The 24,355-nt window shown below is 54.4% G+C and carries 24 protein-coding genes, 1 rRNA gene and 1 other annotated feature; of the genes, 10 read left to right on the top strand and 15 right to left on the bottom strand.

Annotated features, from left to right (window positions below):
• The 4 genes from KW828_RS21400 to rluD form a co-directional block, all read right to left on the bottom strand.
• A 16S ribosomal RNA gene (locus KW828_RS21400) occupies positions 1-228 on the bottom strand; the annotation flags it as partial.
• Positions 229-683: 455 nt separating this feature from the next.
• Entirely contained in the window at positions 684-3,257 is a 2,574-nt protein-coding gene (clpB, locus tag KW828_RS21395) for an ATP-dependent chaperone ClpB (protein ID WP_218338237.1), read from the bottom strand.
• Positions 3,258-3,390: 133 nt separating this feature from the next.
• Complete coding sequence (gene yfiH, locus KW828_RS21390; RefSeq protein ID WP_218338236.1) at positions 3,391-4,122, bottom strand: purine nucleoside phosphorylase YfiH; 732 nt, start codon at positions 4,120-4,122, stop codon at positions 3,391-3,393.
• Positions 4,119-5,099 carry a 23S rRNA pseudouridine(1911/1915/1917) synthase RluD gene (gene rluD / locus KW828_RS21385; protein WP_088221604.1) on the bottom strand — a complete coding sequence of 327 codons (981 nt, stop codon included), beginning with the start codon at positions 5,097-5,099 and terminating at the stop codon, positions 4,119-4,121. The genes yfiH and rluD overlap by 4 nt, the downstream gene beginning before the upstream one ends.
• A 133-nt stretch (positions 5,100-5,232) precedes the next feature.
• On the opposite strand from rluD, the gene bamD reads away from it, so the two are divergent.
• From bamD to pheA, 4 genes are all read left to right on the top strand, one after another.
• Positions 5,233-5,970 (top strand): outer membrane protein assembly factor BamD, encoded by a 738-nt coding sequence (gene bamD / locus KW828_RS21380; RefSeq protein WP_072571520.1) that lies wholly within the window; start codon positions 5,233-5,235, stop codon positions 5,968-5,970.
• A gap of 273 nt (positions 5,971-6,243) precedes the next feature.
• Entirely contained in the window at positions 6,244-6,585 is a 342-nt protein-coding gene (gene raiA / locus KW828_RS21375) for a ribosome-associated translation inhibitor RaiA (RefSeq protein ID WP_218338235.1), read from the top strand.
• A gap of 111 nt (positions 6,586-6,696) precedes the next feature.
• Positions 6,697-6,822: a sequence feature (Phe leader region), on the top strand.
• Positions 6,698-6,745 carry a pheA operon leader peptide PheL gene (gene pheL, locus KW828_RS21370; RefSeq protein ID WP_103245904.1) on the top strand — a complete coding sequence of 16 codons (48 nt, stop codon included), beginning with the start codon at positions 6,698-6,700 and terminating at the stop codon, positions 6,743-6,745. (Overlaps the previous feature by 48 nt.)
• Before the next feature lie 25 nt (positions 6,823-6,847).
• Entirely contained in the window at positions 6,848-8,008 is a 1,161-nt protein-coding gene (pheA, locus tag KW828_RS21365; RefSeq protein ID WP_218338234.1) for a bifunctional chorismate mutase/prephenate dehydratase, read from the top strand.
• Here pheA and KW828_RS21360 read toward each other — a convergent pair.
• From KW828_RS21360 to aroF, 3 genes are all read right to left on the bottom strand, one after another.
• The gene (locus tag KW828_RS21360; RefSeq protein WP_218338233.1) at positions 8,005-8,877 is read right to left on the bottom strand and encodes an SMP-30/gluconolactonase/LRE family protein; all 873 of its coding nucleotides are present in this window, start codon (positions 8,875-8,877) and stop codon (positions 8,005-8,007) included. The genes pheA and KW828_RS21360 overlap by 4 nt on opposite strands.
• Positions 8,878-8,945: 68 nt before the next feature.
• Positions 8,946-10,067: a bifunctional chorismate mutase/prephenate dehydrogenase gene (tyrA, locus tag KW828_RS21355; RefSeq protein ID WP_218338232.1), complete on the bottom strand. Its 1,122-nt coding sequence runs from the start codon at positions 10,065-10,067 to the stop codon at positions 8,946-8,948.
• Positions 10,068-10,076: 9 nt separating this feature from the next.
• Positions 10,077-11,147, bottom strand: a complete 1,071-nt coding sequence (gene aroF / locus KW828_RS21350) for a 3-deoxy-7-phosphoheptulonate synthase AroF (protein WP_218338231.1) — start codon at positions 11,145-11,147, stop codon at positions 10,077-10,079.
• A 217-nt stretch (positions 11,148-11,364) separates the two neighbouring features.
• On the opposite strand from aroF, the gene KW828_RS21345 reads away from it, so the two are divergent.
• On the top strand, positions 11,365-11,739 hold the full coding sequence (locus tag KW828_RS21345; RefSeq protein ID WP_218338230.1) for a DUF2799 domain-containing protein: 375 nt from the start codon (positions 11,365-11,367) through the stop codon (positions 11,737-11,739).
• 139 nt (positions 11,740-11,878) lie between these two features.
• Entirely contained in the window at positions 11,879-12,811 is a 933-nt protein-coding gene (locus KW828_RS21340) for a diguanylate cyclase domain-containing protein (protein ID WP_256350335.1), read from the top strand.
• A 1-nt stretch (position 12,812) separates the two neighbouring features.
• On the opposite strand, the gene KW828_RS21335 is transcribed toward KW828_RS21340, so the two are convergent.
• From KW828_RS21335 to ffh, 7 genes are all read right to left on the bottom strand, one after another.
• Positions 12,813-14,180, bottom strand: a complete 1,368-nt coding sequence (locus tag KW828_RS21335) for a PepSY domain-containing protein (RefSeq protein WP_218338224.1) — start codon at positions 14,178-14,180, stop codon at positions 12,813-12,815.
• Between the two features lie 58 nt (positions 14,181-14,238).
• Positions 14,239-14,640, bottom strand: coding sequence for a DUF2946 domain-containing protein (locus KW828_RS21330; RefSeq protein ID WP_218338223.1), 402 nt, complete (start codon positions 14,638-14,640; stop codon positions 14,239-14,241).
• Between the two features lie 145 nt (positions 14,641-14,785).
• Complete coding sequence (rplS, locus tag KW828_RS21325) at positions 14,786-15,133, bottom strand: 50S ribosomal protein L19 (protein ID WP_006178051.1); 348 nt, start codon at positions 15,131-15,133, stop codon at positions 14,786-14,788.
• Between the two features lie 40 nt (positions 15,134-15,173).
• Entirely contained in the window at positions 15,174-15,941 is a 768-nt protein-coding gene (trmD, locus tag KW828_RS21320; protein WP_218338222.1) for a tRNA (guanosine(37)-N1)-methyltransferase TrmD, read from the bottom strand.
• Between the two features lie 45 nt (positions 15,942-15,986).
• Positions 15,987-16,535 (bottom strand): ribosome maturation factor RimM, encoded by a 549-nt coding sequence (gene rimM / locus KW828_RS21315; RefSeq protein WP_088221592.1) that lies wholly within the window; start codon positions 16,533-16,535, stop codon positions 15,987-15,989.
• A gap of 18 nt (positions 16,536-16,553) precedes the next feature.
• The gene (gene rpsP, locus KW828_RS21310) at positions 16,554-16,802 is read right to left on the bottom strand and encodes a 30S ribosomal protein S16 (RefSeq protein WP_072571531.1); all 249 of its coding nucleotides are present in this window, start codon (positions 16,800-16,802) and stop codon (positions 16,554-16,556) included.
• A 269-nt stretch (positions 16,803-17,071) separates the two neighbouring features.
• Complete coding sequence (gene ffh / locus KW828_RS21305) at positions 17,072-18,433, bottom strand: signal recognition particle protein (protein WP_218338221.1); 1,362 nt, start codon at positions 18,431-18,433, stop codon at positions 17,072-17,074.
• Between the two features lie 165 nt (positions 18,434-18,598).
• Here ffh and KW828_RS21300 point away from each other — a divergent pair, with 165 nt between their 5' ends.
• Both KW828_RS21300 and KW828_RS21295 read left to right on the top strand, forming a co-directional pair.
• Positions 18,599-19,390, top strand: coding sequence for an inner membrane protein YpjD (locus KW828_RS21300; RefSeq protein ID WP_218338220.1), 792 nt, complete (start codon positions 18,599-18,601; stop codon positions 19,388-19,390).
• Positions 19,391-19,408: 18 nt separating this feature from the next.
• Positions 19,409-20,695, top strand: coding sequence for an HlyC/CorC family transporter (locus KW828_RS21295; protein WP_218338238.1), 1,287 nt, complete (start codon positions 19,409-19,411; stop codon positions 20,693-20,695).
• Positions 20,696-20,764: 69 nt separating this feature from the next.
• On the opposite strand, the gene grpE is transcribed toward KW828_RS21295, so the two are convergent.
• Positions 20,765-21,358 (bottom strand): nucleotide exchange factor GrpE, encoded by a 594-nt coding sequence (gene grpE, locus KW828_RS21290; RefSeq protein WP_140419629.1) that lies wholly within the window; start codon positions 21,356-21,358, stop codon positions 20,765-20,767.
• A gap of 121 nt (positions 21,359-21,479) precedes the next feature.
• On the opposite strand from grpE, the gene nadK reads away from it, so the two are divergent.
• A complete protein-coding gene (gene nadK / locus KW828_RS21285; protein WP_218338219.1) occupies positions 21,480-22,358 on the top strand; it encodes an NAD(+) kinase in 879 nt (292 codons plus the stop codon).
• An 85-nt stretch (positions 22,359-22,443) separates the two neighbouring features.
• Positions 22,444-24,105: a DNA repair protein RecN gene (gene recN, locus KW828_RS21280; protein ID WP_218338218.1), complete on the top strand. Its 1,662-nt coding sequence runs from the start codon at positions 22,444-22,446 to the stop codon at positions 24,103-24,105.
• Positions 24,106-24,355 lie beyond the last annotated feature (250 nt).

The raw sequence follows: 24,355 nt of genomic DNA, 5'->3' as shown, positions 1-24,355 counted from the left end.
CATCTGATGGCAAGAGGCCCGAAGGTCCCCCTCTTTGGTCTTGCGACGTTATGCGGTATTAGCTACCGTTTCCAGTAGTTATCCCCCTCCATCAGGCAGTTTCCCAGACATTACTCACCCGTCCGCCACTCGTCACCCGAGAGCAAGCTCTCTGTGCTACCGTTCGACTTGCATGTGTTAGGCCTGCCGCCAGCGTTCAATCTGAGCCATGATCAAACTCTTCAATTTAAGTTTGATGCTCGTGAATTAAACTTCGTAATGAATTACGTATGTTCACTCCAGAGACTTGGTATTCATTTAGCGTCCGAGGACGTTTAAGAATCCATGTCCTTGAGTGCCCACACAGATTGTCTGATAAATTGTTAAAGAGCAGTTGCGACGCGCTTTGGCGCTGTGTCGCGAGGTCCCGTATATTACGTTTTCCCCGTTCAGAGTCAAGCGATTATTTTGCTTTTCTCTGCCGGTCATTCCCGGAGGAAGACCTTCTGACCCGCCGGCCTGTAAGCCGTTGTTCCGTGTCAGTGGAGGCGCATTATAGGGAGTTATTCCGGGCTGACAAGTCTAAAATGCAAAAAACTTATCAATCGCTTAATTTTCATACTAAACGCATTATAAAAGCGCATTTTTGCCTAGTTTTTAAACAAAAGCGAGCCCCGCAGGGCTCGCTTTACTGGTTTTGCGAATTACTGCACAGCAACAATTTGCTCGTCTTTCACGACCAACTGGATTGTTTTGCCCGGAATCAGCTCCCCGGAAAGGATCTGCTGAGCCAGCGGGTTTTCAATTTGCTGCTGGATGGCACGTTTCAAAGGACGCGCACCATAAACCGGGTCAAACCCATTGGCGCTAAGCAATTTCAATGCTTCATCGGAGATATGAACATCATAGCCGCGATCTTCCAGACGTTGATACAGACGTTGCAACTGAATCTTCGCAATAGAAGCAATATGGTTTTCACCCAGCGGATGGAAGACCACCACTTCATCAATACGGTTGACGAATTCCGGACGGAAGTTCTGGCTGACCACGCCCAGCACCACATCCTTCATATGACCATAATCCAGTTCACCGAAACGTTCCTGAATCAGATCGGAACCCAGGTTTGAGGTCATAATGACTACCGTGTTACGGAAGTCGACCGTACGCCCCTGCCCGTCCGTCAGGCGTCCGTCGTCAAGCACCTGCAACAGGATGTTAAACACATCCGGATGCGCCTTCTCTATTTCATCCAGCAGGATGACAGAGTAAGGACGGCGACGAACCGCCTCGGTTAAGTAACCGCCTTCTTCATAACCGACATATCCCGGAGGCGCACCAACCAGACGTGACACCGAGTGTTTTTCCATAAACTCGGACATATCGATGCGCACCATCGCGTCATCGCTGTCGAACATAAAGTTTGCCAGCGTTTTACACAGCTCGGTTTTACCCACCCCGGTCGGGCCGAGGAACAAGAACGAACCAATCGGGCGATTCGGATCTGATAACCCGGCGCGGCTACGACGGATCGCGTTCGATACGGCTTCGACCGCTTCGTTCTGGCCGATCACGCGCCCGTGCAACTCTTGCTCCATACGCAGTAACTTGTCACGCTCGCCTTCAAGCATTCTGGCGACCGGGATACCGGTCCAGCGTGCCAGTACTTCAGCGATTTCCGCATCCGTAACTTTGTTACGCAGCAGACGCATGGTTTTGCCTTCTGACTGCGTAGCGGCTTCGAGCTGTTTCTCAAGCTCCGGAATTTTACCGTACTGAAGTTCAGACATCCGCGCCAGGTCGCCAACACGACGCGCCTGTTCAATGGCGATTTTCGCCTGCTCCAGTTCCGACTTAATGGTCTGTGTGCCCGAGAGCGAGGCTTTCTCCGCTTTCCACTCTTCTTCCAGTTCAGAATACTGACGCTCTTTCTCAGACAGTTCGTCGTTCAGCATCTCGAGACGTTTTTTACTGGCTTCATCAGACTCTTTCAGCAGCGCCTGCTGTTCCAGTTTCAGCTGGATGATACGCCGGTCGAGACGATCCAGCTCTTCTGGCTTGGAGTCGATCTGCATACGGATGCTGGATGCCGCTTCATCGATCAGGTCGATGGCTTTGTCCGGCAACTGACGATCGGCAATATAACGGTGCGACAGGGTCGCCGCGGCGACAATCGCCGGGTCCGTGATCTGCACATGGTGATGCAGCTCGTAGCGTTCTTTCAGACCACGCAGGATCGCGATGGTATCTTCAACAGAAGGTTCTGCGACAAACACTTTCTGGAAACGACGCTCCAGCGCGGCATCTTTTTCGATGTACTGACGGTACTCATCAAGCGTGGTCGCCCCCACGCAGTGCAGTTCACCGCGTGCAAGCGCCGGTTTCAGCATGTTCCCGGCATCCATTGCGCCGTCAGCTTTACCTGCGCCCACCATCGTATGCAGCTCATCGATAAACAGGATCACATTACCTTCCTGTTTCGACAGATCGTTAAGCACCCCTTTCAGGCGTTCTTCGAACTCCCCGCGATATTTCGCGCCCGCCACCAGCGACCCCATATCCAGGGCCAGTACGCGGCGGCCTTTCAGCCCCTCCGGTACTTCACCATTTACGATACGCTGTGCCAGCCCTTCAACAATGGCGGTTTTACCGACACCAGGTTCACCGATCAGTACCGGGTTGTTTTTGGTACGACGTTGTAACACCTGGATGGTACGGCGGATCTCTTCGTCACGACCAATCACCGGATCAAGTTTGCCTTGTTCCGCACGCTCGGTCAGATCGACGGTAAATTTTTTCAGGGCCTGACGTTGATCTTCTGCCCCCTGGTCGTTCACGCTGTCACCCCCGCGCATTTGTTCTATTGCCTGCGTTACGTTAGCGGTATTCGCACCAGCGGCTTTCAGTAAGTCGGCCAGCGTACCGCGCGATTCAAGCGCCGCCAGAACAAACAGTTCTGATGAGATAAAATTGTCGCCGCGCTTTTGCGCCAGTTTGTCGCACAGGTTCAGCACGCGAACCAGATCCTGCGAGGGCTGCACATCGCCGCCAGTGCCTTCTACCTGCGGTAAACGGCTTAGCGCCTGCTCAATCGCGGTGCGCAGCTGGCCAGCGTTGACGCCAGCAGAGGTTAATAAAGGACGTACCGATCCCCCTTCCTGATTAAGCAAGGCGCTCATAAGATGAAGAGGTTCGATAAATTGATTGTCTTGCCCCAGCGCCAGAGATTGGGCATCGGCAAGAGCAAGCTGGAATTTATTGGTAAGACGATCCAGACGCATAACTCCTCCCATAAGAAACAGGTCAAATTTGCTACTGGAGATTAAATGAGGTCATCCCTCAATTATTCAAGGTTAATGACCTGAATAATATGGAAAGAAAATCACGCGCACTGGATCGTCTTGATTCTTTAGGTTATCTCAGCCAAATGAAACTTGCCATACGCCCGGTGATCTTGTCGCGGCGATATGAGTAAAATTCATTCGTTTCTGTGAAGGTACACCGGTCGCCGCCGAAGATCTGATCAACGCCAGCGCGTGCCAGACGCTGACGCGCCAGCGTATAAATATCGGCGAGGTACTTTTCACCGCGGGCAGCAAACGCGGCATCCGCATTCGGATCTTCCGCCATGAATGCCTCACGGACTTCCGGCCCCACCTCGAACGCCTGCGGACCAATCGCCGGGCCAAGCCAGGCAATAATGTTCTCCGGGCTGTCTGCAAAACAGGCCACGGTATTCTCAAGCACACCGGCACACAGGCCACGCCAGCCGGCATGGGCGGCCGCCACTTCTGTTCCGGCGCGGTTACTGAACAGCACCGGCAGACAATCCGCCGTCATCACGGCACATACGGTGCCAGGCGTATTGCTGTATGACGCATCTGCACGTTTTGAAGCATACGGCCCACCATCCAGACGCAGTACCCCGTTGCCGTGTACCTGTTCAAGCCAGACCGGTTTCGATGGCAAACCGCCTGCCGCGAACAACCGCTGGCGGTTCTCCTCGACATGCTCCAGGTTATCACCGCAATGCCCCCCCAGGTTTAGTGAGTGCCAGGGCGCCAGGCTCACGCCGCCGATGCGGGTTGAACTACAGGCCGCCACGCCCTCAGGCTGCGGCCATTGCGGGATAATCAGTTGCGTCATAACCAGTCCACGCTGTCCTTATGGATCTGGAAATCTGCACGCATCGCTTCGATCAAATCGACCATATCTTGCGGGATCGGCGCATGCCATTCCATTTCGATACCGGTAATCGGGTGATAAAGACGCAGCATGGTGGCGTGCAGTGCCTGACGGTCAAACTGACGCAGCGCGGCAATGAATTCATCAGACGCGCCTTTCGGCGGACGCGGACGGCCACCGTACAGCTGATCGCCCACCAGCGGATGGGTGATATGCGACATATGCACACGGATCTGGTGTGTACGTCCGGTTTCCAGACGCAGACGCAGACGCGTGTGCACACGGAAGTGTTCCATGATGCGATAATGCGTCACCGCCGGTTTACCCATCGGATGCACCGACATATGCGTGCGTTTGGTGGGGTGGCGGCTGATCGGCTCTTCCACAGTACCGCCTGCGGTCATATGACCAATTGCGACCGCTTCATATTCACGGGTGATCTCACGCAGCTGCAGCGACTCCACGAGACGTGTTTGCGCAGGTACGGTCTTGGCGACCACCATCAGGCCGGTGGTGTCTTTATCCAGACGGTGCACGATACCGGCGCGAGGAACATCGACAATCGGCGGATAGTAATGCAGCAGTGCGTTGAGCACGGTGCCATCCGGATTCCCTGCCCCCGGATGAACCACCAAATCGCGCGGCTTATTGATCACCAGAATGTCATCATCTTCATAGACGATAGTCAGCGGAATATCCTGCGGTTCAAAACGCGCTTCTTCTTCGATTTCAGCATTGATGGTGACACGTTCGCCCCCCAACACCTTTTCTTTTGGTGTGCTGCACACCTTGCCATTAACCTCGACGCGATGGTCAAGGATCCATTCTTTTATTCGCGAACGCGAATAATCAGGGAACATTTCGGCCAATGCCTGATCTAAGCGTTGACCGAGTTGATTTTCGGACACCGTTGCGGTGAGTTGTACTAGTTGTGCCATAGACAGCTTCTTCGTTAACCTTGGGTTTTTACGGCTTTGCCGTTTAATATAGTGTGCTATTGTAGCTGGTCTTAATCGGGAGCAGGAACAGAGAATCCTCCCGCATAAACATTTTGAGGAAAGTCAAAACGTCATGACGCGCATGAAATATCTGGTGGCAGCCGCCACGCTGAGCCTGGCTTTGGTGGGTTGCTCCGGTTCAAAGGAAGAGGTGCCTGATAATCCGCCTAATGAAATCTACGCGACTGCTCAGCAAAAGCTGCAGGACGGTAACTGGAAACAGGCAATAACGCAACTGGAAGCGCTGGATAACCGCTATCCGTTTGGCCCGTATTCCCAGCAAGTGCAGCTGGATCTGATCTATGCGTATTATAAAAACGCCGACCTGCCGCTGGCTCAGGCTGCGATCGATCGTTTCATGCGTCTGAACCCGACTCATCCAAACATTGATTACGTCATGTACATGCGCGGCCTGACCGATATGGCGCTAGATGACAGTGCGCTACAGGGCTTCTTCGGCGTTGACCGTAGTGACCGCGATCCGCAACACGCGCGTGATGCATTTAATGACTTCTCAAAACTGGTGCGCGGCTACCCGAACAGCCAGTATGTCACGGATGCCACCAAACGTCTGGTATTCCTGAAAGATCGTCTGGCGAAGTATGAATACTCCGTCGCACAATATTATACCGATCGTGGCGCATGGGTTGCGGTGGTTAACCGCGTCGAAGGTATGCTGCGTGATTATCCGGACACGCAGGCAACACGCGATGCCTTACCGCTAATGGAAAATGCCTACCGCAAACTGCAGCTGAATGCACAGGCGGATAAAGTGGCGAAAATCATTGCCGCCAACAGCAGCAATACCTGATTGTCCTCTACAACGTAAAACGGCAGCTCCTGTGAGCTGCCGTTTTTTTATGCATTTTACCTGGCGGTTGAACTGGTTTCCGTTCAGGTCATCCAGTCAACTATGACCGCAAATAGCCACTTCAACAAGGTAAAAATCGTCTGTTCCTGTCCTGACTCACAAAAAGTCTTCGTTGACAAAAAGTGACGAAATAATGTGATTCTCATCACACATTTTGACGTTTTGCGAGGTATGCTTGTTAATACCAAGACGGAAAGACAAGAGGTAACATCTATGACAATGAACATTACCAGCAAGCAAATGGAAATTACTCCGGCAATTCGCCAGCATGTCACAGACCGTCTCGCCAAACTGGATAAATGGCAAACACACCTGATTAACCCACATATCATTCTCTCTAAAGAGCCGCAGGGCTTCACCGCGGATGCCACCATCAATACACCTAACGGGCATCTGGTCGCCAGTGCGAAGCATGAAGATATGTACACCGCGATTAACGATTTGATCAACAAGCTGGAACGGCAGCTCAATAAATTGCAACACAAAGGTGAAGCGCGTCGTGCCACCACCTCGGTGAAAGACGCAAACTTCGTTGAAGTTGAAGAAGAAGAGTAATCCTTTACATTGAGTGTATCGCCAACGCGCCTTCGGGCGCGTTTTTTGTTTTTGATTGACAGGGCGAAATCAGTACGGTTACTTTACTCAGACACTTGTTCAGGAACGCACCATGAAACATGTCCCGTTTTTCTTCGCATTCTTTTTTACCTTCCCCTGACCGGGAGGCGTTTCGTCGTGTGATAAAGAATGCGAAGACGAACAACAAGGCCTCCCACTCCGGGGGGCCTTTTTTATTGATAACAATAAAAAAGGCAACACTATGACACCGGAAAACCCGTTACTGGATCTGCGCGTGAAGATCAGCGCCCTCGATGAAAAGTTACTGACGTTACTGGCAGAACGCCGTTTGCTTGCCGTGGAAGTGGGTAAAGCGAAATTGGCTTCCCATCGCCCGGTTCGCGACATCGATCGTGAGCGCGATTTACTGGAGCGCCTCATTACCCTCGGTAAAGCACACCATCTGGACGCGCACTACATCACCCGCCTGTTCCAGTTGATCATTGAAGACTCCGTGCTGACCCAGCAGGCACTGCTTCAGCAGCACCTCAATCAAACCAATCCGCACTCGGCGCGCATCGCATTTCTTGGTCCTAAAGGGTCATATTCTCACCTTGCAGCACGTCAATATGCCGCCCGCCATTTCGAGCAGTTCATCGAAAGCGGCTGCGCGAAGTTTCATGACATCTTTAATCAGGTGGAAACGGGCCAGGCGGATTACGCGGTCGTGCCGATTGAAAACACCAGCTCCGGTGCCATTAACGATGTTTACGATCTGTTGCAGCACACCAGTTTATCTATCGTGGCGGAAATGACGGTACCTATCGACCACTGCGTGCTCGTTTCCGGGCCGTCGAGCCTGGATCAGATCCAGACGGTTTACAGCCATCCGCAACCGTTCCAGCAGTGCAGTCAGTTTTTGAATCGCTATCCTCACTGGAAAATTGAGTATTGCGAAAGCACCTCTGCGGCGATGGAACGGGTCACCCAGGCGCAGTCGCCGCACGTGGCGGCGCTCGGCAGCGAAGCGGGCGGCGGACTTTATGGTTTACAGGTGCTGGAGCGCAACCTGGCAAACCAGACGCAAAACATTACGCGCTTTATCGTGCTGGCTCGCAAGGCGGTGAAAGTTTCCGATCAAGTGCCGGCAAAGACCACGCTGCTCATCGCCACCGGCCAGCAGGCGGGTGCGCTGGTAGAAGCCCTGCTGGTATTGCGTAATCACAATCTGATCATGACCAAGCTGGAATCTCGCCCGATTTACGGCAATCCGTGGGAAGAGATGTTTTATCTGGATGTTCAGGCCAACGTCGAATCCGCCGCCATGCAAAAAGCCCTGCACGAACTGAGCGAGATCACCCGCTCAATGAAAGTGCTGGGCTGTTATCCGGGCGAAAACGTCGTGCCGGTTGAACCGGCCTAACGTTCTACAAACAAGGACTTTTTCATGCCTGCCACCTTCACGGGCAGGGTGAAAATGGCCCCGGAAAGCGGATATTGCGCCGTTTCCTCCGGGGTCATATTTTCCCGGGTGGTGGTGATAAACAGCGTTTTCATGTCCGGGCCGCCAAAACAGACCATGGTCGGACAGCGCACCGGCAGGCGATACTCTTCAAGCTGCTCCCCCTGCGGTGAGAAACGCGCGATGCGCCAGCCATCATAGAGCGCACTCCAGTAACCGCCCTCGACGTCCACCGCCGCGCCATCGGGCATCCCTTCACCGTCCGCAAAACGACGCACAACCTCGCGTTGCCCCGGCTCGCCGTCGGCGTCCAGCGGCGTGCGGTAGATGACCTTCTCCGGTGTGTCCGAGGTGAACATCCATTTGCCGTCAGGACTGAAGGCCAGCCCGTTGGCGCCCTTGATGTCGCACTGGATCACTTTTGGCGTCAGATCGTTGTCGATGCGCATCAGCTGCGCGCCGTTATAGTCCCCCGGTCCCCAGAACGTCCCGGCGTAGAAACGCCCGCGCGGATCGGTACCACCATCGTTAAAACGCGCCAGCTGTGGATTGGAGGGGTTATCGCAGATTTTATTGGTCAGCAGTCCACGTTTATCGGCGAGCCATATCGCATTGCGCATGGCGACAATAAAGCCGCCCTTCTCGCGTAGCGCAAAGCATCCCACCTCTTCCGGGAAGCGCAGCACGCTATGCTCGCCGCTTGCCAGATGATAGCGGTGGATCTCCCCTTCAATAATATCGGCCCAGTAAAGCGCCTGTTCCGCCTCACTCCAGGTCGGGCATTCCGGCAGATGGCCGGTATAATCAAACAGCGGTTGCGGTTCAGCCATAACAAATCCCTTCTCATAAAAAAAGCCAGCGGATCGCCCGCTGGCTTCAAGTATATGCAGCTTTTCAGTTATTGACGGCTGTCGTTCGCCTGGCGCAGCAAGACACGACTTTCACTCTGGAACCGTTCAGCGTAATCACCGAACCAGTGCTCCACTTTGCGGAAGCTGTCAATAAAGGCCTGTTTGTCGCCCTGCTCCAGCAGGCCGATCGCCTCGCCAAAACGCTGATAGTAGCGCTTGATCAGCGCCAGATTGTTTTCCGACGACATAATGATGTCGGCGTACAGCTGCGGATCCTGGGCAAACAGTCGCCCTACCATCGCCAGCTCCAGCCGGTAAATCGGCGAGGAGAGTGCCAGTAACTGTTCAAGCTGGACGTTTTCTTCCGCCAGATGCAGGCCATAGGCAAAAGTCGCGAAGTGACGCAGCGCCTGAATAAACGCCATGTGCTGATCGTGCTCGACCGCGCTGATGCGGTGCAGCCGTGCGCCCCATACCTGGATCTGTTCCAGGAACCACTGGTAGGCTTCCGGCTGGCGACCATCACAGTACACCACCACCTGCTTAGCAAGACTGCCGCTGTCTGGCCCGAACATCGGGTGCAGCCCCAGCACCGGGCCGGTATGCGCCGTCAGCATCGCCTGCAACGGCCCGCTTTTTACTGACGCCAGATCCACCAGAATGCAGTCATCCGGCAACGGCGGCAGTTTAGCGATAATCGATTCCGTCACGTGAATAGGCACGCTGACGATCACCATGCCTGCATCTGCCACAATAGACGCGGCGCGCGGCCAGTCTTCTTTTTCCAGAATACGCACTTCATAGCCGGAAAGCTGGAGCATTTTCTCGAACAAATGCCCCATCTGCCCGCCACCGCCGACGATCACCACCGGGCGCAGCGTCGGATGCAGCGTCTTAAAGCCTTTGTCGTTTTCGCTGGAATAGGATTCCCGCATCACGCGGCGCAGCACATCTTCAATCAGATCCGGCGGCACACCCAGCGCCTGCGCTTCTTTCCTGCGCGAGGCCAGCATAGAGGCTTCGCGCTCCGGAACATAAATCGGCAAACCGTACTTACTTTTGACTTCACCTACTTCAGCGACCAGCGCCAGGCGGCGCGCCAGCAGATCCAGCAACGCCTTATCCACTTCATCAATTTGATCGCGCAATGCGGTCAATTCTGCAACCATAACAACCTCTTAAGCGTGACGCGTCGCCAGATGAGCGCGAAGGTCCTTATCGATTTCGCGCAACAGCGCATCGGTCGTTTCCCAACTAATGCAGGCATCGGTAACGGAAACGCCGTACTTCATTTCGCTGCGCGGCTGCTCGGATGACTGATTACCTTCGTGAATGTTGCTCTCAATCATCAGACCAATAATCGAACGGTTGCCATCTTTAATCTGTGCCACGACAGATTCCGCAACCGCTGGCTGGCGACGGTAGTCTTTATTGGAATTACCATGGCTGCAATCTACCATCAGCGACGGCGTCAGTCCCGCCTGCGTCATCTCTTTTTCACACTGCGCCACATCTGCCGGGCTGTAGTTTGGCGCTTTGCCGCCGCGCAGGATCACATGCCCGTCCGGGTTGCCCTGCGTTTGTAACAGGCAAACCTGTCCCGCCTGATTAATACCGACAAAACGATGCGGCATGGCTGCGGCGCGCATGGCGTTGATTGCCGTCGCCAGACTGCCATCAGTGCCATTTTTAAAGCCTACCGGCATGGACAAACCTGACGCCATTTCGCGGTGCGTTTGCGATTCGGTGGTACGTGCGCCAATCGCCGACCAGCTGAACAGATCGCCCAGGTACTGCGGGCTGTTAGGATCCAGCGCTTCAGTTGCCAGCGGCAGGCCCATGCCGACCAGTTCCACCAGCAGACGACGCGCAATCTTCAGTCCCGCTTCCACATCAAACGAACCATCCATGTGCGGATCGTTAATCAGCCCTTTCCAGCCAACGGTGGTACGGGGTTTTTCAAAATAGACGCGCATCACCAGATAGAGGCTATCGCTGACCTCTGCGGCAAGGGCTTTAAACCGACGAGCATATTCCAGCGCCGCTTCCGGATCGTGAATAGAACACGGGCCACAAACCACCAGCAGACGCGGATCGCGTCCGGCAATAATGTCAGACAGCGTCTGACGGGATTGCTCGATTTGCGCCTGTTGTTCTGCCGTCAGCGGGAATTCCGCTTTCAGCTGCTCGGGCGTGATTAATACGTGTTCGTCGGTAATATGTACGTTGTTCAGCGCGTCTTTTTGCATGATGGCGATCCTGTATAGCTCGTTTGCGATAGTGTCTCGTTGTGAGAGTGATTTAACGATACCACACTTGGTAAACATTTCAATCCATAATACGTACACAATACTTTACAACAGGTGGTTTTTAGCTCTTTTATTTGCTTTTTATTGTAAACATAATGATACACCACCGCAAAAGCCGTTATCCAGGCTACGCTTAAACGAAACACAGGAGCGCACAATGAAGACAGGAATGGTTTTGCTTTTACCCCTTTTGTTAACCGGCTGCTCTGTCGAGCCTTACAGCCATGCGCCCACCTGGACGGGCACGGACTGGTATAGCGCCGGTAAAGAAGATGCTATGTCAGGCGCGGTGATTAAAAGCGATGAGACGCTGGCAAACGATCACAACAGCAAAGAAATTAATCGCCCCCGTTATTTAAAAGGCTACGCGGATGGCCTGAAAAAGATCTGCCAGGATGATTTCCTTTATGCCTGGGGTCGCGCCGGGAAAATCTATCCCGCAGGCTGTGACACACTGGATAAAGCCAGTACCTTGCGCGCCTCCTGGCAAAAAGGTATGGAAGAAGGATCCCGCGACAGCTTATTGAATTAATGCCTCAGTTAACGAATTTGTGAATACGGCAGGATAAGCATTTTCTTAAGTCCATTATAATTCCCCTCATCGGAACGCGGGTTTTCAGCAATACCCGTGTTCCACTGCCCTGGTATTTGAGTCGTGCGGGGGAATGAATATGAATACGGATCTTTCACGCCTGACGTTCACACGAACGGTTCGACGTATCACACAGAGCAGCATCATCATCAGCATGGCGCTGGTCTGGCTCCTGCTTTCCACTGCCTGTGTGCTGGCGTTCACACTCTTGCCCGATGCCTTCTCCCCTGCCGTACAGGATCACCTCCCCCGCGCCATTGTGTTCATGCTCAGCATCATAAGCGGGTGCATGTTTATCGCCTGCGCGCTGGCACTGATGATTGACCGCTGCCGGCATAAAGGCGTGATTACCGCGCTGCACGGTATCGCATCGACAATCCATGAGGTACGCATCCAGCGGCATTTCTCTCGCCGCGTAGCTGCCACGCCTGTGAAAGCCTTTCATCCGCTAATCAGGGATCTCAACGGCATGCTGGATGAAGTGGAAGAGTGGCAGTTAAGTTTGCAGGCAAAAAATGCGCACCTGATGCGCACCGCATTGCACGATCCGCTTACCGGATTACCCAACCGCGCCGCCTTCCGCCACGCCATCAGCCGTGTAATGCAGGACGATATAGCGCGCCGCAGTGCTGCGCTGCTGTTTATTGATGGCGAGAACTTTCGGGCGATTAACGAGGCCTGGGGTCACGCCGCCGCAGACTGCGTACTGATTGAGGTGGCAAAGAGATTGTCAGCGACTGGCTGCGAGCCAGAAATGATTTTCCGCCTCGCCGGGGATGAATTTGTCATGATCCTCTCAGGCATTACCACGGAACATGACGTGCAGCGCCTTGCCACGACGCTCTCAGGGCGATTGCTGCGCCCGTTCGATCTGCCAGATGCCAGCACCGCTGCCGTGACATTTCGCATCAGTTATGCCCTCACCTGCGAACATGAAACCAGCGAGACCCTGCTGGATCTCGCCGCTAAAAACCGCCATGCGCTGTGGCAGCGGCACGCAAACGCGCCCTGACTTATTCAGCCGACTCCGCATGACGCAGGGCACTGGTCTGACGCCAGCGCAGCACGTCCACGATCATAAACAACAGCAGGCTGACGCCCAGCACCGGTAACGCTATCCCCAGCAGTAACGCCACAACGCTCACGCCAGTACGCCCGGCGACAGACAGTGCCAGCCAGCTTTGCACCAGCGTCTGTACGGGACTGACGTTCGCCCCGGCAGGCCTGCGCAGCCACCAGAGCCGGTAACCCATGACAATCATCACGCACAGCGCCAGGCCAAAGGCGATCAACACCAGCTGATTGGGCAGCCCGAACAGGACGCCCATATGGAAATCCACACCCCAGCGGGTCAGTTTCGCCATCAGCGGGAAATCATCAAAGCGCGTTTTGTCGATGACGTACATGTCGCTGGCATCCACCGCGACGGCATCCACCTGCGTCGGCCAGCCCCGGTCGATTTCTGTAACCGTCCAGGCGCTGTTCGCATCCCGCGGCGGCCGGATCTCAAGTTTTGCCGCGTCGATACCCGCTCCCCGTGCGGCCTGCAATACGTCATCGAAGAGTACCGTATCATCAGTGCTGGCGGGCATTTCCATGCCATGATGATGACCGTGATGTTCCGCATGGGGATCGACCTCCTGCGCCGGACCGTGCAATTGCGTATTGACCTGCGGCGTCATCCAGCCGAAGGCGGCACGCATCTTATCGACATTGCCTCCTGCCCACTGTGACCAGGTCAGGCCAGTGGCGGAAAACAGCAGCATCCCCGCCAGCAGGATCCAGCCGAGAGTGACGTGCACCCGGCGGGTGTTCTGGAACCTGTTATTCAGGCGACGTTTCGGACGGGTAGAAAACCACAGCACAATGCCGCCCAGCGCCGCCACCCACATCCACGATGCCGCCAGTTCACTGTACAACCGCCCGGTATCACCAAGCAGCAGCGAGCGATGCGCGTAGTCAATGATTTGCCGTAACGGCAGAATGCCGCTGGTGCCGTATACCTTATGATCCCCTTTTACCGTCAGCGTTACCGGATCGATAAAAATAGCCCGGTGCTCCGATACGCCGAGCGCTGGATCGGCAAACATCACGCGGGTAGTTTCTGCGTTCGCCAGTCCCGGACGCACCGCATGTAGCCGCAGCTGGCCGCCAGTCACCTGTTCCGCCAGCGCAATCTGCTCCGCCAGCGAGTGTCGTTCGCCGCGGGCAGCGCCATAAAGCGTATCGGCATAAAACAGGTTTTCCAGTTGTGGCGTGGTCACGTAAAGCGTTCCGGTCAGAGCTGCCACAAAGATAAAGGGTCCGACAAACAGACCAATGTAGAAATGCAGACGCCGCAGCAGGTTTAACCATGCCGCGCGAGGGGTGCAGGTAGTCATACTTTTCCTTACTCAAAGCAAAGGTTCGCCTTGTGCACAGGCACAGGCTTAACGGGTTTTAACAGGAAAAAGCAGACTGATGCGGCGGCGCGCGGGTTTGCGGGTAGAGCCAGGGGATAAAACGCCATATCCGCACAGGTGGCGGAAGCGGTGCAATGTGAGCTCGCGTAAGCGTGGCGGAAAGCAGCAGCACCGCCAGCAGGATAAGACCAGGGGCATGCGCCAGCAGCACGCAGTAGCCACAGGCTTCGGCATGATCGAGCGGCATTACAGCGGGGGTGTTGTCGTGATGCTCGGTCATCATGCTCATGTCATGATGCATGCCCGGCATGGTCGCCATCGGATCTTTTTGCAGGCTGACAGAGATAAGGGGCGCCACCAGGATCAGCAAAATAGCAAACAGGGCGAGCCATGCTGCTTTGCGCGTAATACTGATGTGATGAAATGCGCTGTATCCCACTACCCCTCCGCATGCGAGGCGTTATTGTAAACGATTTATTGATGTTTGGTTAATTCGGTGGGCAGTTTGTGGGCATCGGCAGGATAAAAAAAGGGCCGACCCGCAGGTCAGCCCTTTTCTGATGGGATGTCGCGAAAGCGATATCTTAGTTAAGACGCTCTTTGATACGAGCAGACTTACCAGTGCGCTCACGCAGGTAGTACAGTTTAGCTTTACGTACAGCACCACGACGCTTAACAGCAATGCTGTCAACAACCGGAGAGTGAGTCTGGAAAACACGCTCAACGCCTTCGCCGTTGGAAATTTTACGAACAGTGAATGCAGAGTGCAGACCGCGGTTACGAATAGCGATAACCACGCCCTCGAATGCCTGCAGACGTTTTTTGGAACCTTCAACAACCCATACTTTCACTTCTACGGTGTCACCCGGACGGAAGGAAGGTACGTCCTGCTTCATCTGCTCTTGTTCAATTTGCTTGATAATGTTGCTCATAATTTAATCTCTTATCCTGGGTAAACTGATATTTGGGGGCTTACGCCTGCCCATCATGTTTATGCTGCTGTTCTGCGTGCTCTTTTTTGAACTCCGCCAGCAACTTTGCTTGCTCTTCAGTCAGAGCCAGGTTTTCCAGAAGTTCAGGTCTTCTAAGCCAGGTGCGGCCCAACGACTGTTTCAGACGCCAGCGACGTATCTCGGCATGGTTACCCGACAGTAATACCGCCGGTACTTCCATCCCTTCTAACACTTCAGGTCGGGTGTAGTGCGGGCAGTCCAGCAATCCATCGGCAAATGAATCTTCAGTTGCCGACGCTTCATGTCCCAGTACACCCGGAATAAACCGGGAAACGGAGTCAATCAGCGTCATTGCGGGTAACTCTCCGCCGCTGAGAACGTAATCGCCAATTGACCATTCTTCGTCAATTTCGGTTTTGATTACGCGCTCGTCTATCCCTTCGTAGCGACCACACACCAGAATCAACTTCTGATGCGTTGCCAGCTCGCTGACGCCCGCTTGATCAAGCTTGCGTCCCTGAGGTGACAGATAAATCACCTTTGCGCCTTCACCCGCCGCGGCTTTCGCTGCGTGGATGGCGTCCCGCAAGGGTTGTACCATCATCAGCATCCCGGGTCCGCCGCCGTAAGGACGTTCGTCCACGGTACGGTGCCGGTCATGAGCGAAATCACGAGGACTCCAGCTCTGGATGCTCAGCAGGCCATTTTTTACAGCCCGGCCAGTTACCCCGTAATCAGTAATCGCACGGAACATTTCAGGAAACAGGCTAACGATACCAATAAACACGCGCCAATCCCCTTAGCACCGACTTTTACTATTTATCCGGAGGTTTTAAAAACCAGGATCCCAATCTACTTCAATGGTTTGAGTAGTGAGATCGACATTCTTGATAACCTGCCCATCGAGGAACGGTACCAGCCGCTCCTTGATACCAAATGCATCTTTCAGGTTTGCCTTGATGACGAGCACGTCATTCGAGCCGGTTTCCATCATATCGATGACTTTACCCAGCGCGTACCCTTCGGTGGTCACTACCTGGCAACCAATAAGGTCTTTCCAGTAGTAGTCGCCATCGGTGAGGGCCGGCAACTGCGAGGTATCTACCATAATTTCGCAATTAGTCAGTAGATTCGCGCTATCACGATCGTCAACGCCTTTCAGCTTGATGATCAGATCCTGATTGTGGTGCTTCCAGCCTTCCAGCTGTACCTGCTCCCACTGACCCGCCTTCTGGATAAACCAGGGCTGATAGTCAAAAATGCTTTCGGCGTCTTCGGTGGAGGAAAACACTCTGAGCCAACCACGAATACCGTAGGAAGAACCCATTTTGCCCAGTACTACCGGTTCAACAGGCACTTTTGCGGTGAGTTGCTTGCTCATCATGACCACCGTGACAGATTAAGCTGCTTTTTTAGCTTCTTTGATCAGCGCAGAAACGCGATCAGAGATAGTTGCGCCCTGGCCAACCCAGTGAGCGATGCGATCCAGATCCAGGCGAGTGCCTTCTTCTTTTTCGCTGGCGATCGGGTTGAAGAAACCAACGCGCTCAATGAAGCGGCCGTTACGTGCATTACGGCTGTCAGTAACAACAACCTGGTAGAACGGACGCTTTTTCGCGCCGTGACGTGCTAAACGAATAGTTACCATAACATCCTCTTGTGTGAATAAAACACCGGGCCCCCTCGAGGGACGGAGCCCGGTGTTATATTAAAAGCCCGAAAATTTTACTGATTTCTGCGGAAATTGCAATCAGCATCTTAGCGTAGCGCCTTAAACAAGGGATATAAGGCGTATATCGGTGCAGCCAGTTTAGTTCCGGCGTGCGCGCAAAAAGCGGAGCGTACACAGAGTACGTGAGCATTTTGAGCACACCCCGGAGCTAAAATGGCAAACAAGATAGCCTTATGCCCTTGTTTTTAGCGGCCAGGGAAGCCTGGGGGCATCATGCCTTTCATCCCACGCATCATTTTCGCCATTCCGCCTTTCTTCATCTTCTTCATCATGCGCTGCATGTCGTCGAATTGCTTCAGCAGACGGTTAACATCCTGCACCTGCATACCGCAACCTGCTGCGATACGGCGCTTGCGCGAACCTTTGATGATTTCTGGCTTAGCGCGCTCTTTCAGCGTCATCGAGTTGATGATCGCCTCCATACGCACCAGCACTTTGTCGTCCATTTGTGATTTAACGTTGTCCGGGATCTGGCCCATGCCTGGCAGTTTGCCCATCAGGCTTGCCATGCCGCCCATATTTTTCATCTGGCGTAGCTGCTCCAGGAAATCGGTCAGATCGAAGCCGTCGCCTTTTTTCAGTTTGGTCGCCAGCTTTTCAGCCTGCGCACGGTCGACTTTGCTTTCAATATCTTCGATCAGCGACAGCACATCGCCCATGCCGAGAATACGCGACGCGATACGATCCGGGTGGAACGGCTCCAGCGCTTCGGTTTTCTCGCCGACGCCGAGGAATTTGATCGGCTTACCGGTAATGTGACGAATAGAGAGCGCCGCACCGCCACGGGCATCGCCGTCCACTTTGGTCAGCACCACGCCGGTCAGCGGCAGCGCTTCGTTGAAGGCTTTCGCGGTATTCGCCGCATCCTGACCGGTCATGGCATCGACCACAAACAGCGTTTCCACCGGATTAATCGCGGCGTGAACCTGTTTGATTTCGTCCATCATGGCTTCATCGACGTGCAGACGACCGGCGGTATCCACCAGCAGCACATCGTAGAATTTCAGCTTCGCTTCTTTCAGCGCCGCATTGACGATGTCCAGCGGTTTCTGCGCCACGTCAGACGGGAAGAAATCCACGCCTACCTGCTCGGCCAGGGTTTCCAGCTGTTTGATCGCCGCCGGGCGATACACGTCCGCCGACACCACCAGCACTTTCTTCTTGTGCTTCTCACGCAGGAATTTCCCCAGCTTACCCACGCTGGTGGTTTTACCCGCACCCTGCAGACCTGCCATCAGCACCACAGCTGGCGGCTGGGCGGCCAGATTAAGTACCTGGTTTTCTTCACCCATCGCCGCAACCAGCTCGCCGCGCACGATTTTGATGAACTCCTGACCGGGGGTCAGGCTTTTATTGACGTCCTGGCCAACCGATTTTTCTTTAACACGGTTGATGAAATCGCGCACCACCGGCAGGGCAACGTCCGCCTCGAGCAGCGCCATGCGCACTTCGCGGAGCGTTTCTTTGATGTTTTCTTCGGTGAGGCGTCCACGGCCACTGATGTTGCGCAACGTGCGCGACAAACGATCGGTTAAATTATCAAACATTGTCTCTCGCCTGAGTCAGAAACGTTGGCCGCCTGAAGCGACACATACATACAATTTTGCCGCAGTATAACATGAAGCCGCCTTTGTTGTGATGCAACGGTTGGAGCCGACGTCACCTGACGCTATACTGCTTTTCTTTCTCTACTAGCCACTATCGACACTTATATGCCCGTTTTTGCACTGATTGCACTCATTGCCTACTCCATCAGCCTGGCGCTGATAATTCCCGGTTTGCTGCAAAAAAACAGTGGATGGCGGCGCATGGCTATCGTCTCAGCCGTCATCGCATTGGTGAGTCACGCCGTTGCCCTTGAAGCGCGGATTTTCCCGCCGGGCGAAGGCGGTCAGAATCTGAGCCTGTTAAACGTCGGCTCGCTGGTCAGCCTGATGATTTGTACGGTGATGACCATCGTTGCCTCAAAAAATCGCGGCTGGCTGCTGCTGCCCATCGTCTACGCCTTTGCGCTGATCAACCTGGCCTTTGCCATTTTCGTTCCTAACGAATACATCACGCATCTGGAAACCACGCCCGGCATGATGGTACATATCGGCCTGTCGCTGTTCTCCTATGCGACGCTGATTATTGCCGCCATGTACGCCCTGCAGTTAGCGTGGATCGATTACCAGTTAAAGAACAAACGCCTCGCCTTTAGCAGCGAAATGCCGCCGCTGATGAGCATTGAGCGTAAAATGTTCCATATCACCCAGATCGGCGTCGTACTGCTGACCCTGACGCTGTGCACCGGGCTGTTTTACATGCACAACCTGTTCAGCATGGAAAATATCGACAAAGCCGTGCTGTCGATCATCGCCTGGTTCCTCTATATCGTGCTCCTGTGGGGCCATTATCATGAAGGCTGGCGCGGACGCCGCGTCGTCTGGTTCAACGTGGCGGGCGCAGGCATTCTGACGCTGGCCTATTTCGGCAGCCGCGTTTTACAACAGCTGGCAGGCTAAGAAACAAAGGATCTTCCCCTGGAACATATATCAACCACCACGCTCATCATTACGCTGGTTATCATGGTGATCGTCTCGGCGTATTTCTCCGGCTCTGAAACCGGCATGATGACGCTAAACCGCTATCGGCTACGTCACCTGGCAAAACAGGGCAACCGTGCGGCGAAGCGCGTCGAAAAGCTGCTGCGCAAACCGGATCGCTTAATCAGCCTGGTGCTGATCGGCAATAACCTCGTCAATATTCTCGCCTCGGCAATCGGCACTATCGTCGGCATGCGCCTGTACGGTAATGCCGGTGTCGCCATCGCCACCGGTGTCTTAACTTTTGTCGTGCTGGTGTTTGCAGAAGTACTGCCAAAAACCATCGCTGCGCTCTATCCGGAAAAAGTCGCCTTCCCGAGCAGCTTTCTGCTTGGTCCGCTGCAAATCATCATGATGCCGCTGGTGTGGCTGTTAAACATGGTGACGCGCCTGCTGATGCGGATGGTGGGCATTAAAGCAGATGTGGTGGTCAGCGGTGCGCTCAGCAAAGACGAGCTGCGCACCATCGTCAACGAATCGCGCTCGCAAATTTCCCGCCGCAATCAGGATATGTTGCTGTCGGTGCTGGATCTGGAAAAAGTGAGCGTCAACGACATCATGGTGCCGCGTAATGAGATCGTCGGGATCGACATTAACGATGACTGGAAGTCGATTGTTCGCCAGCTAACCCACTCGCCCCATGGCCGCATCGTGCTCTGGCGGGATTCGCCGGATAACGCCATCAGCATGCTGCGCGTGCGCGAAGCCTATCGCCTGATGACCGAGAAAAACGAGTTCACCAAAGAGGTGATGCTGCGCGCGGCGGATGAAATCTACTACATCCCCGAAGGCACGCCGCTGAGCATTCAGCTGGTCAAATTCCAGCGCAATAAAAAGAAAGTCGGTCTGGTGGTTAACGAATATGGCGATATTCAGGGTCTGCTAACCGTGGAAGACATTCTTGAAGAGATCGTCGGCGACTTCACCACCTCGATGTCGCCAACGCTGGCAGAGGAAGTGACGCCGCAGAATGACGGCTCGGTGATCATTGATGGCACCGCCAACGTGCGTGAACTCAATAAGGCGTTTAACTGGCACCTACCGGAAGAAGAAGCGCGTACGGTGAATGGCATGCTGCTGGAAGCGCTGGAGGAGATCCCGGCGATCGGCACGCGGGTGCGCATCGGGCAGTATGATATTGATATTCTGGACGTGCAGGAAAATATGATTAAGCAGGTGCAGGTGATCCCGGTGAAACCGCTACGGGAAAGCGTCGGGGGATAAACAGGCCGGATCTGGCGGAAATATAGGCCGGGTGAGGCGTCAGCCGCTACCCGGCACTAAAAAACCTACTTAGGCTTTCGCTTTCGCGACGGTGACCATCGCCGCACGAAGCGTACGACCGTTCAGCGTATAACCTTTTTGCATCACACCCAGCACGTTACCGGCAGCCACCTCATCGGATTCCACCATCGCAATGGCTTGATGCACGTTAGGATCCAGTGGCACGTTCGTCTCAGCCACCACTCCCACGCCGAATTTGCCCACCACATCCAGCATCGATTTCATCGTCAGCTCAATGCCTTCGACCATCGGGGCCAGATCAGGATTAGATTTATCGGCTACTTCCAGCGCACGATCCAGGCTGTCGACCACCGGCAGCAGTTCATTGATAAACTTCTCCAGCGCAAATTTATGCGCCTTCTCAACGTCCAGCTCGGTGCGGCGGCGCAGGTTTTCCATTTCCGCTTTAATACGCAGCACACCTTCGCGCTCGCGATTTTGCGCTTCAACTAATTGCGCTTCGAGGTTCGCAATCTGTTCATCGCGCGGATCCACCTGCTCAGCAGACGCATCGGACTCTGTCGCCTCGATCTCATCATGCTGTTCCGTGATAATTTCTTCCGGGGCTTGCCCCTCAGGCGTTTTCTGTTCTTTACTGCTCATGAATTTCTCCGCGTTTTTTTGCATTCATCTCGCTAACTTCGCTTATTATGGGGATATGTTTCCGGGATTCAAGGGAAGCAGTGAGATTGTCATCATCATCCGGCACAAGGATCTCCAGAAAATGAATAATCATTTCAAGTGTATTGGTATTGTGGGTCATCCGCGCCACCCTACCGCCCTCACCACACATGAAATGCTCTATCGCTGGCTGTGCGGCAATGGCTTCGATGTCATCGTCGAGCAGCAGATTGCCCAGGAACTTCGTCTCAAAAATGTGAAGACGGGCACACTTGCCGACATTGGCCAGCAGGCGGATCTGGCCGTAGTTGTAGGTGGCGACGGCAATATGCTGGGGGCAGCGCGCACGCTGGCTCGCTATGACATCAGCGTTATCGGCATCAACCGTGGCAACCTCGGATTCCTAACCGATCTCGACCCGGACAACGCTCAACAGCAGCTGGCCGACGTCTTAGAGGGCCATTACATCGCGGAAAAACGCTTCTTGCTGGAGGCGCAGGTCTGCCAGCAGGACTGCCAGAAGCGCATCAGCACGGCCATTAACGAAGTGGTGCTGCATCCTGGCAAAGTGGCGCACATGATTGAATTTGAAGTCTATATCGACGAAGTCTTCGCCTTCTCCCAGCGCTCCGACGGCCTGATTATCTCCACGCCGACCGGATCGACTGCCTATTCGCTCTCGGCGGGCGGCCCTATCCTGACGCCACAGCTGGATGCCATTACGCTGGTGCCGATGTTCCCGCATACGCTGTCGGCAAGACCGCTGGTGATCAACAGTAGCAGCACCATTCGCCTTCGCTTCTCGCATCGCCGCAACGATCTGGAAATCAGCTGCGACAGCCAGATAGCCCTGCCCATTCAGGAGGGAGAAGACGTGCTGATCCGCCGCTGCGATTACCATCTCAACCTGATCCATCCAAAAGATTACAACTATTTCAACACATTAAGTTCCAAACTCGGCTGGTCAAAAAAATTGTTCTAAATTCAGCGTCAGGGCTTTACTGTATATAAAACCAGTTTATACTGTACGAAAACACAGTTATGGTTTTTCATACAGGAAAGCAACTATGTTGGCACAACTGACCATCAGCAACTTTGCAATCGTACGTGAGCTTGAAATTGATTTTCACAGCGGGATGACCGCCATCACCGGGGAAACCGGTGCCGGTAAGTCTATTGCTATTGATGCGCTCGGTCTGTGCCTCGGCGGTCGCGCTGATGCCGACATGGTGCGCACCGACGCCGCCCGCGCCGATCTCTGCGCTCGCTTCTCCCTCAAAGATACTCCCGCCGCGCTGCGCTGGCTTGAAGCCAATCAGCTTGAAGATGGACGTGAGTGTTTACTTCGCCGCGTCATTAGCAGCGACGGGCGTTCTCGTGGCTTTATCAATGGCACGGCTGTGCCTCTCTCTCAGCTGCGCGAACTCGGACAACTGCTGATCCAGATCCACGGCCAGCACGCGCACCAGCTGTTAATTAAACCTGAACATCAGAAATCCTTGCTCGACGGCTATGCCGGTGAATCAGCACTGATGCAACAGATGGCGGAGCACTACCGTCAGTGGAACGTGAGCTGTCGCGAACTGGCGCAGCATCAGCAGCTCAGCCAGGAGCGCACCGCCCGCGCTGAGCTACTGCATTATCAGCTGAAAGAGCTGAACGAATTTAACCCGCAGGCAGGCGAGTTTGAGCAGATCGACGAAGAGTACAAACGCCTGGCAAACAGCGGTCAGCTGCTCAGCACCAGCCAGAGTGCGCTTAACCTGCTGGCGGATGACGACGATGCCAACCTGCAAAGCCAGCTGTATAACGCGCGTCAGCTGGTAACCGAGCTGGCGGGTATAGACGCGAAGCTTTCCGGAGTACTGGATATGCTGGAAGAAGCTGCGATCCAGATCAGCGAAGCCAGCGAAGAGCTGCGCCATTACTGCGAGCGTCTTGACCTCGATCCAAACCGTCTGTTTGAACTGGAACAGCGCATCGCCAAGTACATTTCGCTGGCGCGTAAACATCACATCAGCCCTGAAGAACTGGCACCGTTCCATCAGGAGCTGCTGAACGAACAGCAATTGCTGGACGATCAGGCCGACTCACAGGAAACCCTGTCGCTGGCGGTACAGAAACACCATCAGCAGGCGCTGGCTACCGCACAGTTGCTGCATGCAGAGCGTGTGAAGTACGCGCAGGAACTGGGCGGGTTAATCACTGAAAGTATGCACTCACTTTCGATGCCACACGGCGTGTTTAACATTGATGTCAGTTTCGATGACCGTCATTTAACGCAGGAAGGCGCGGATCGCATTGAGTTCCGGGTGACCACTAACCCTGGCCAGCCGTTACAGCCGATTTCTAAAGTCGCCTCCGGCGGCGAGCTGTCGCGTATTGCGCTGGCCATCCAGGTGATCACCGCCCGTAAAATGGAAACCCCGGCGCTGATTTTCGATGAAGTGGACGTGGGTATCAGCGGCCCGACTGCCGCCGTGGTCGGCAAACTGCTGCGCCAGCTTGGCGAGTCCACGCAGGTGATGTGTGTCACGCACCTGCCGCAGGTGGCTGGTTGCGGGCATCATCATTTCTACGTCAGTAAAGAGACGGACGGTGCCATGACAGAAACGCACATGCAGCCGCTGGACAAACGCGCTCGTCTGCAAGAGCTGGCGCGTCTGCTGGGCGGCAGCGAAGTCACCCGCAATACGCTGGCAAACGCCAAAGAACTGCTGGCTGCGTAAACTTTTTCAGTAATTCAGAGTCATAGTGAAACATTAAATTGCCGTAAGACCAGATACCGATCCGCTTCACCCTTCAGCCAGCCAACGACGAGGCAGCCTGAAGGATGAAGTGGGCCTACACATAAGCATTCAGGTTGCATCAAGGCGGCAAGCGAGCGAATCCCCGGGAGCATAGTTCACTATGTGACTGGGGTGAGTGAACGCAGCCAACGACGAGGCAGCCTGAAGGATGAAGTGGGCTTACACAAAA

It is taken from the genome of Enterobacter sp. ENT03 (assembly GCF_019218745.1).
Taxonomy (GTDB): Bacteria; Pseudomonadota; Gammaproteobacteria; order Enterobacterales; family Enterobacteriaceae; genus Enterobacter_D.
This window is presented reverse-complemented; position numbering and strand designations above follow the sequence as displayed.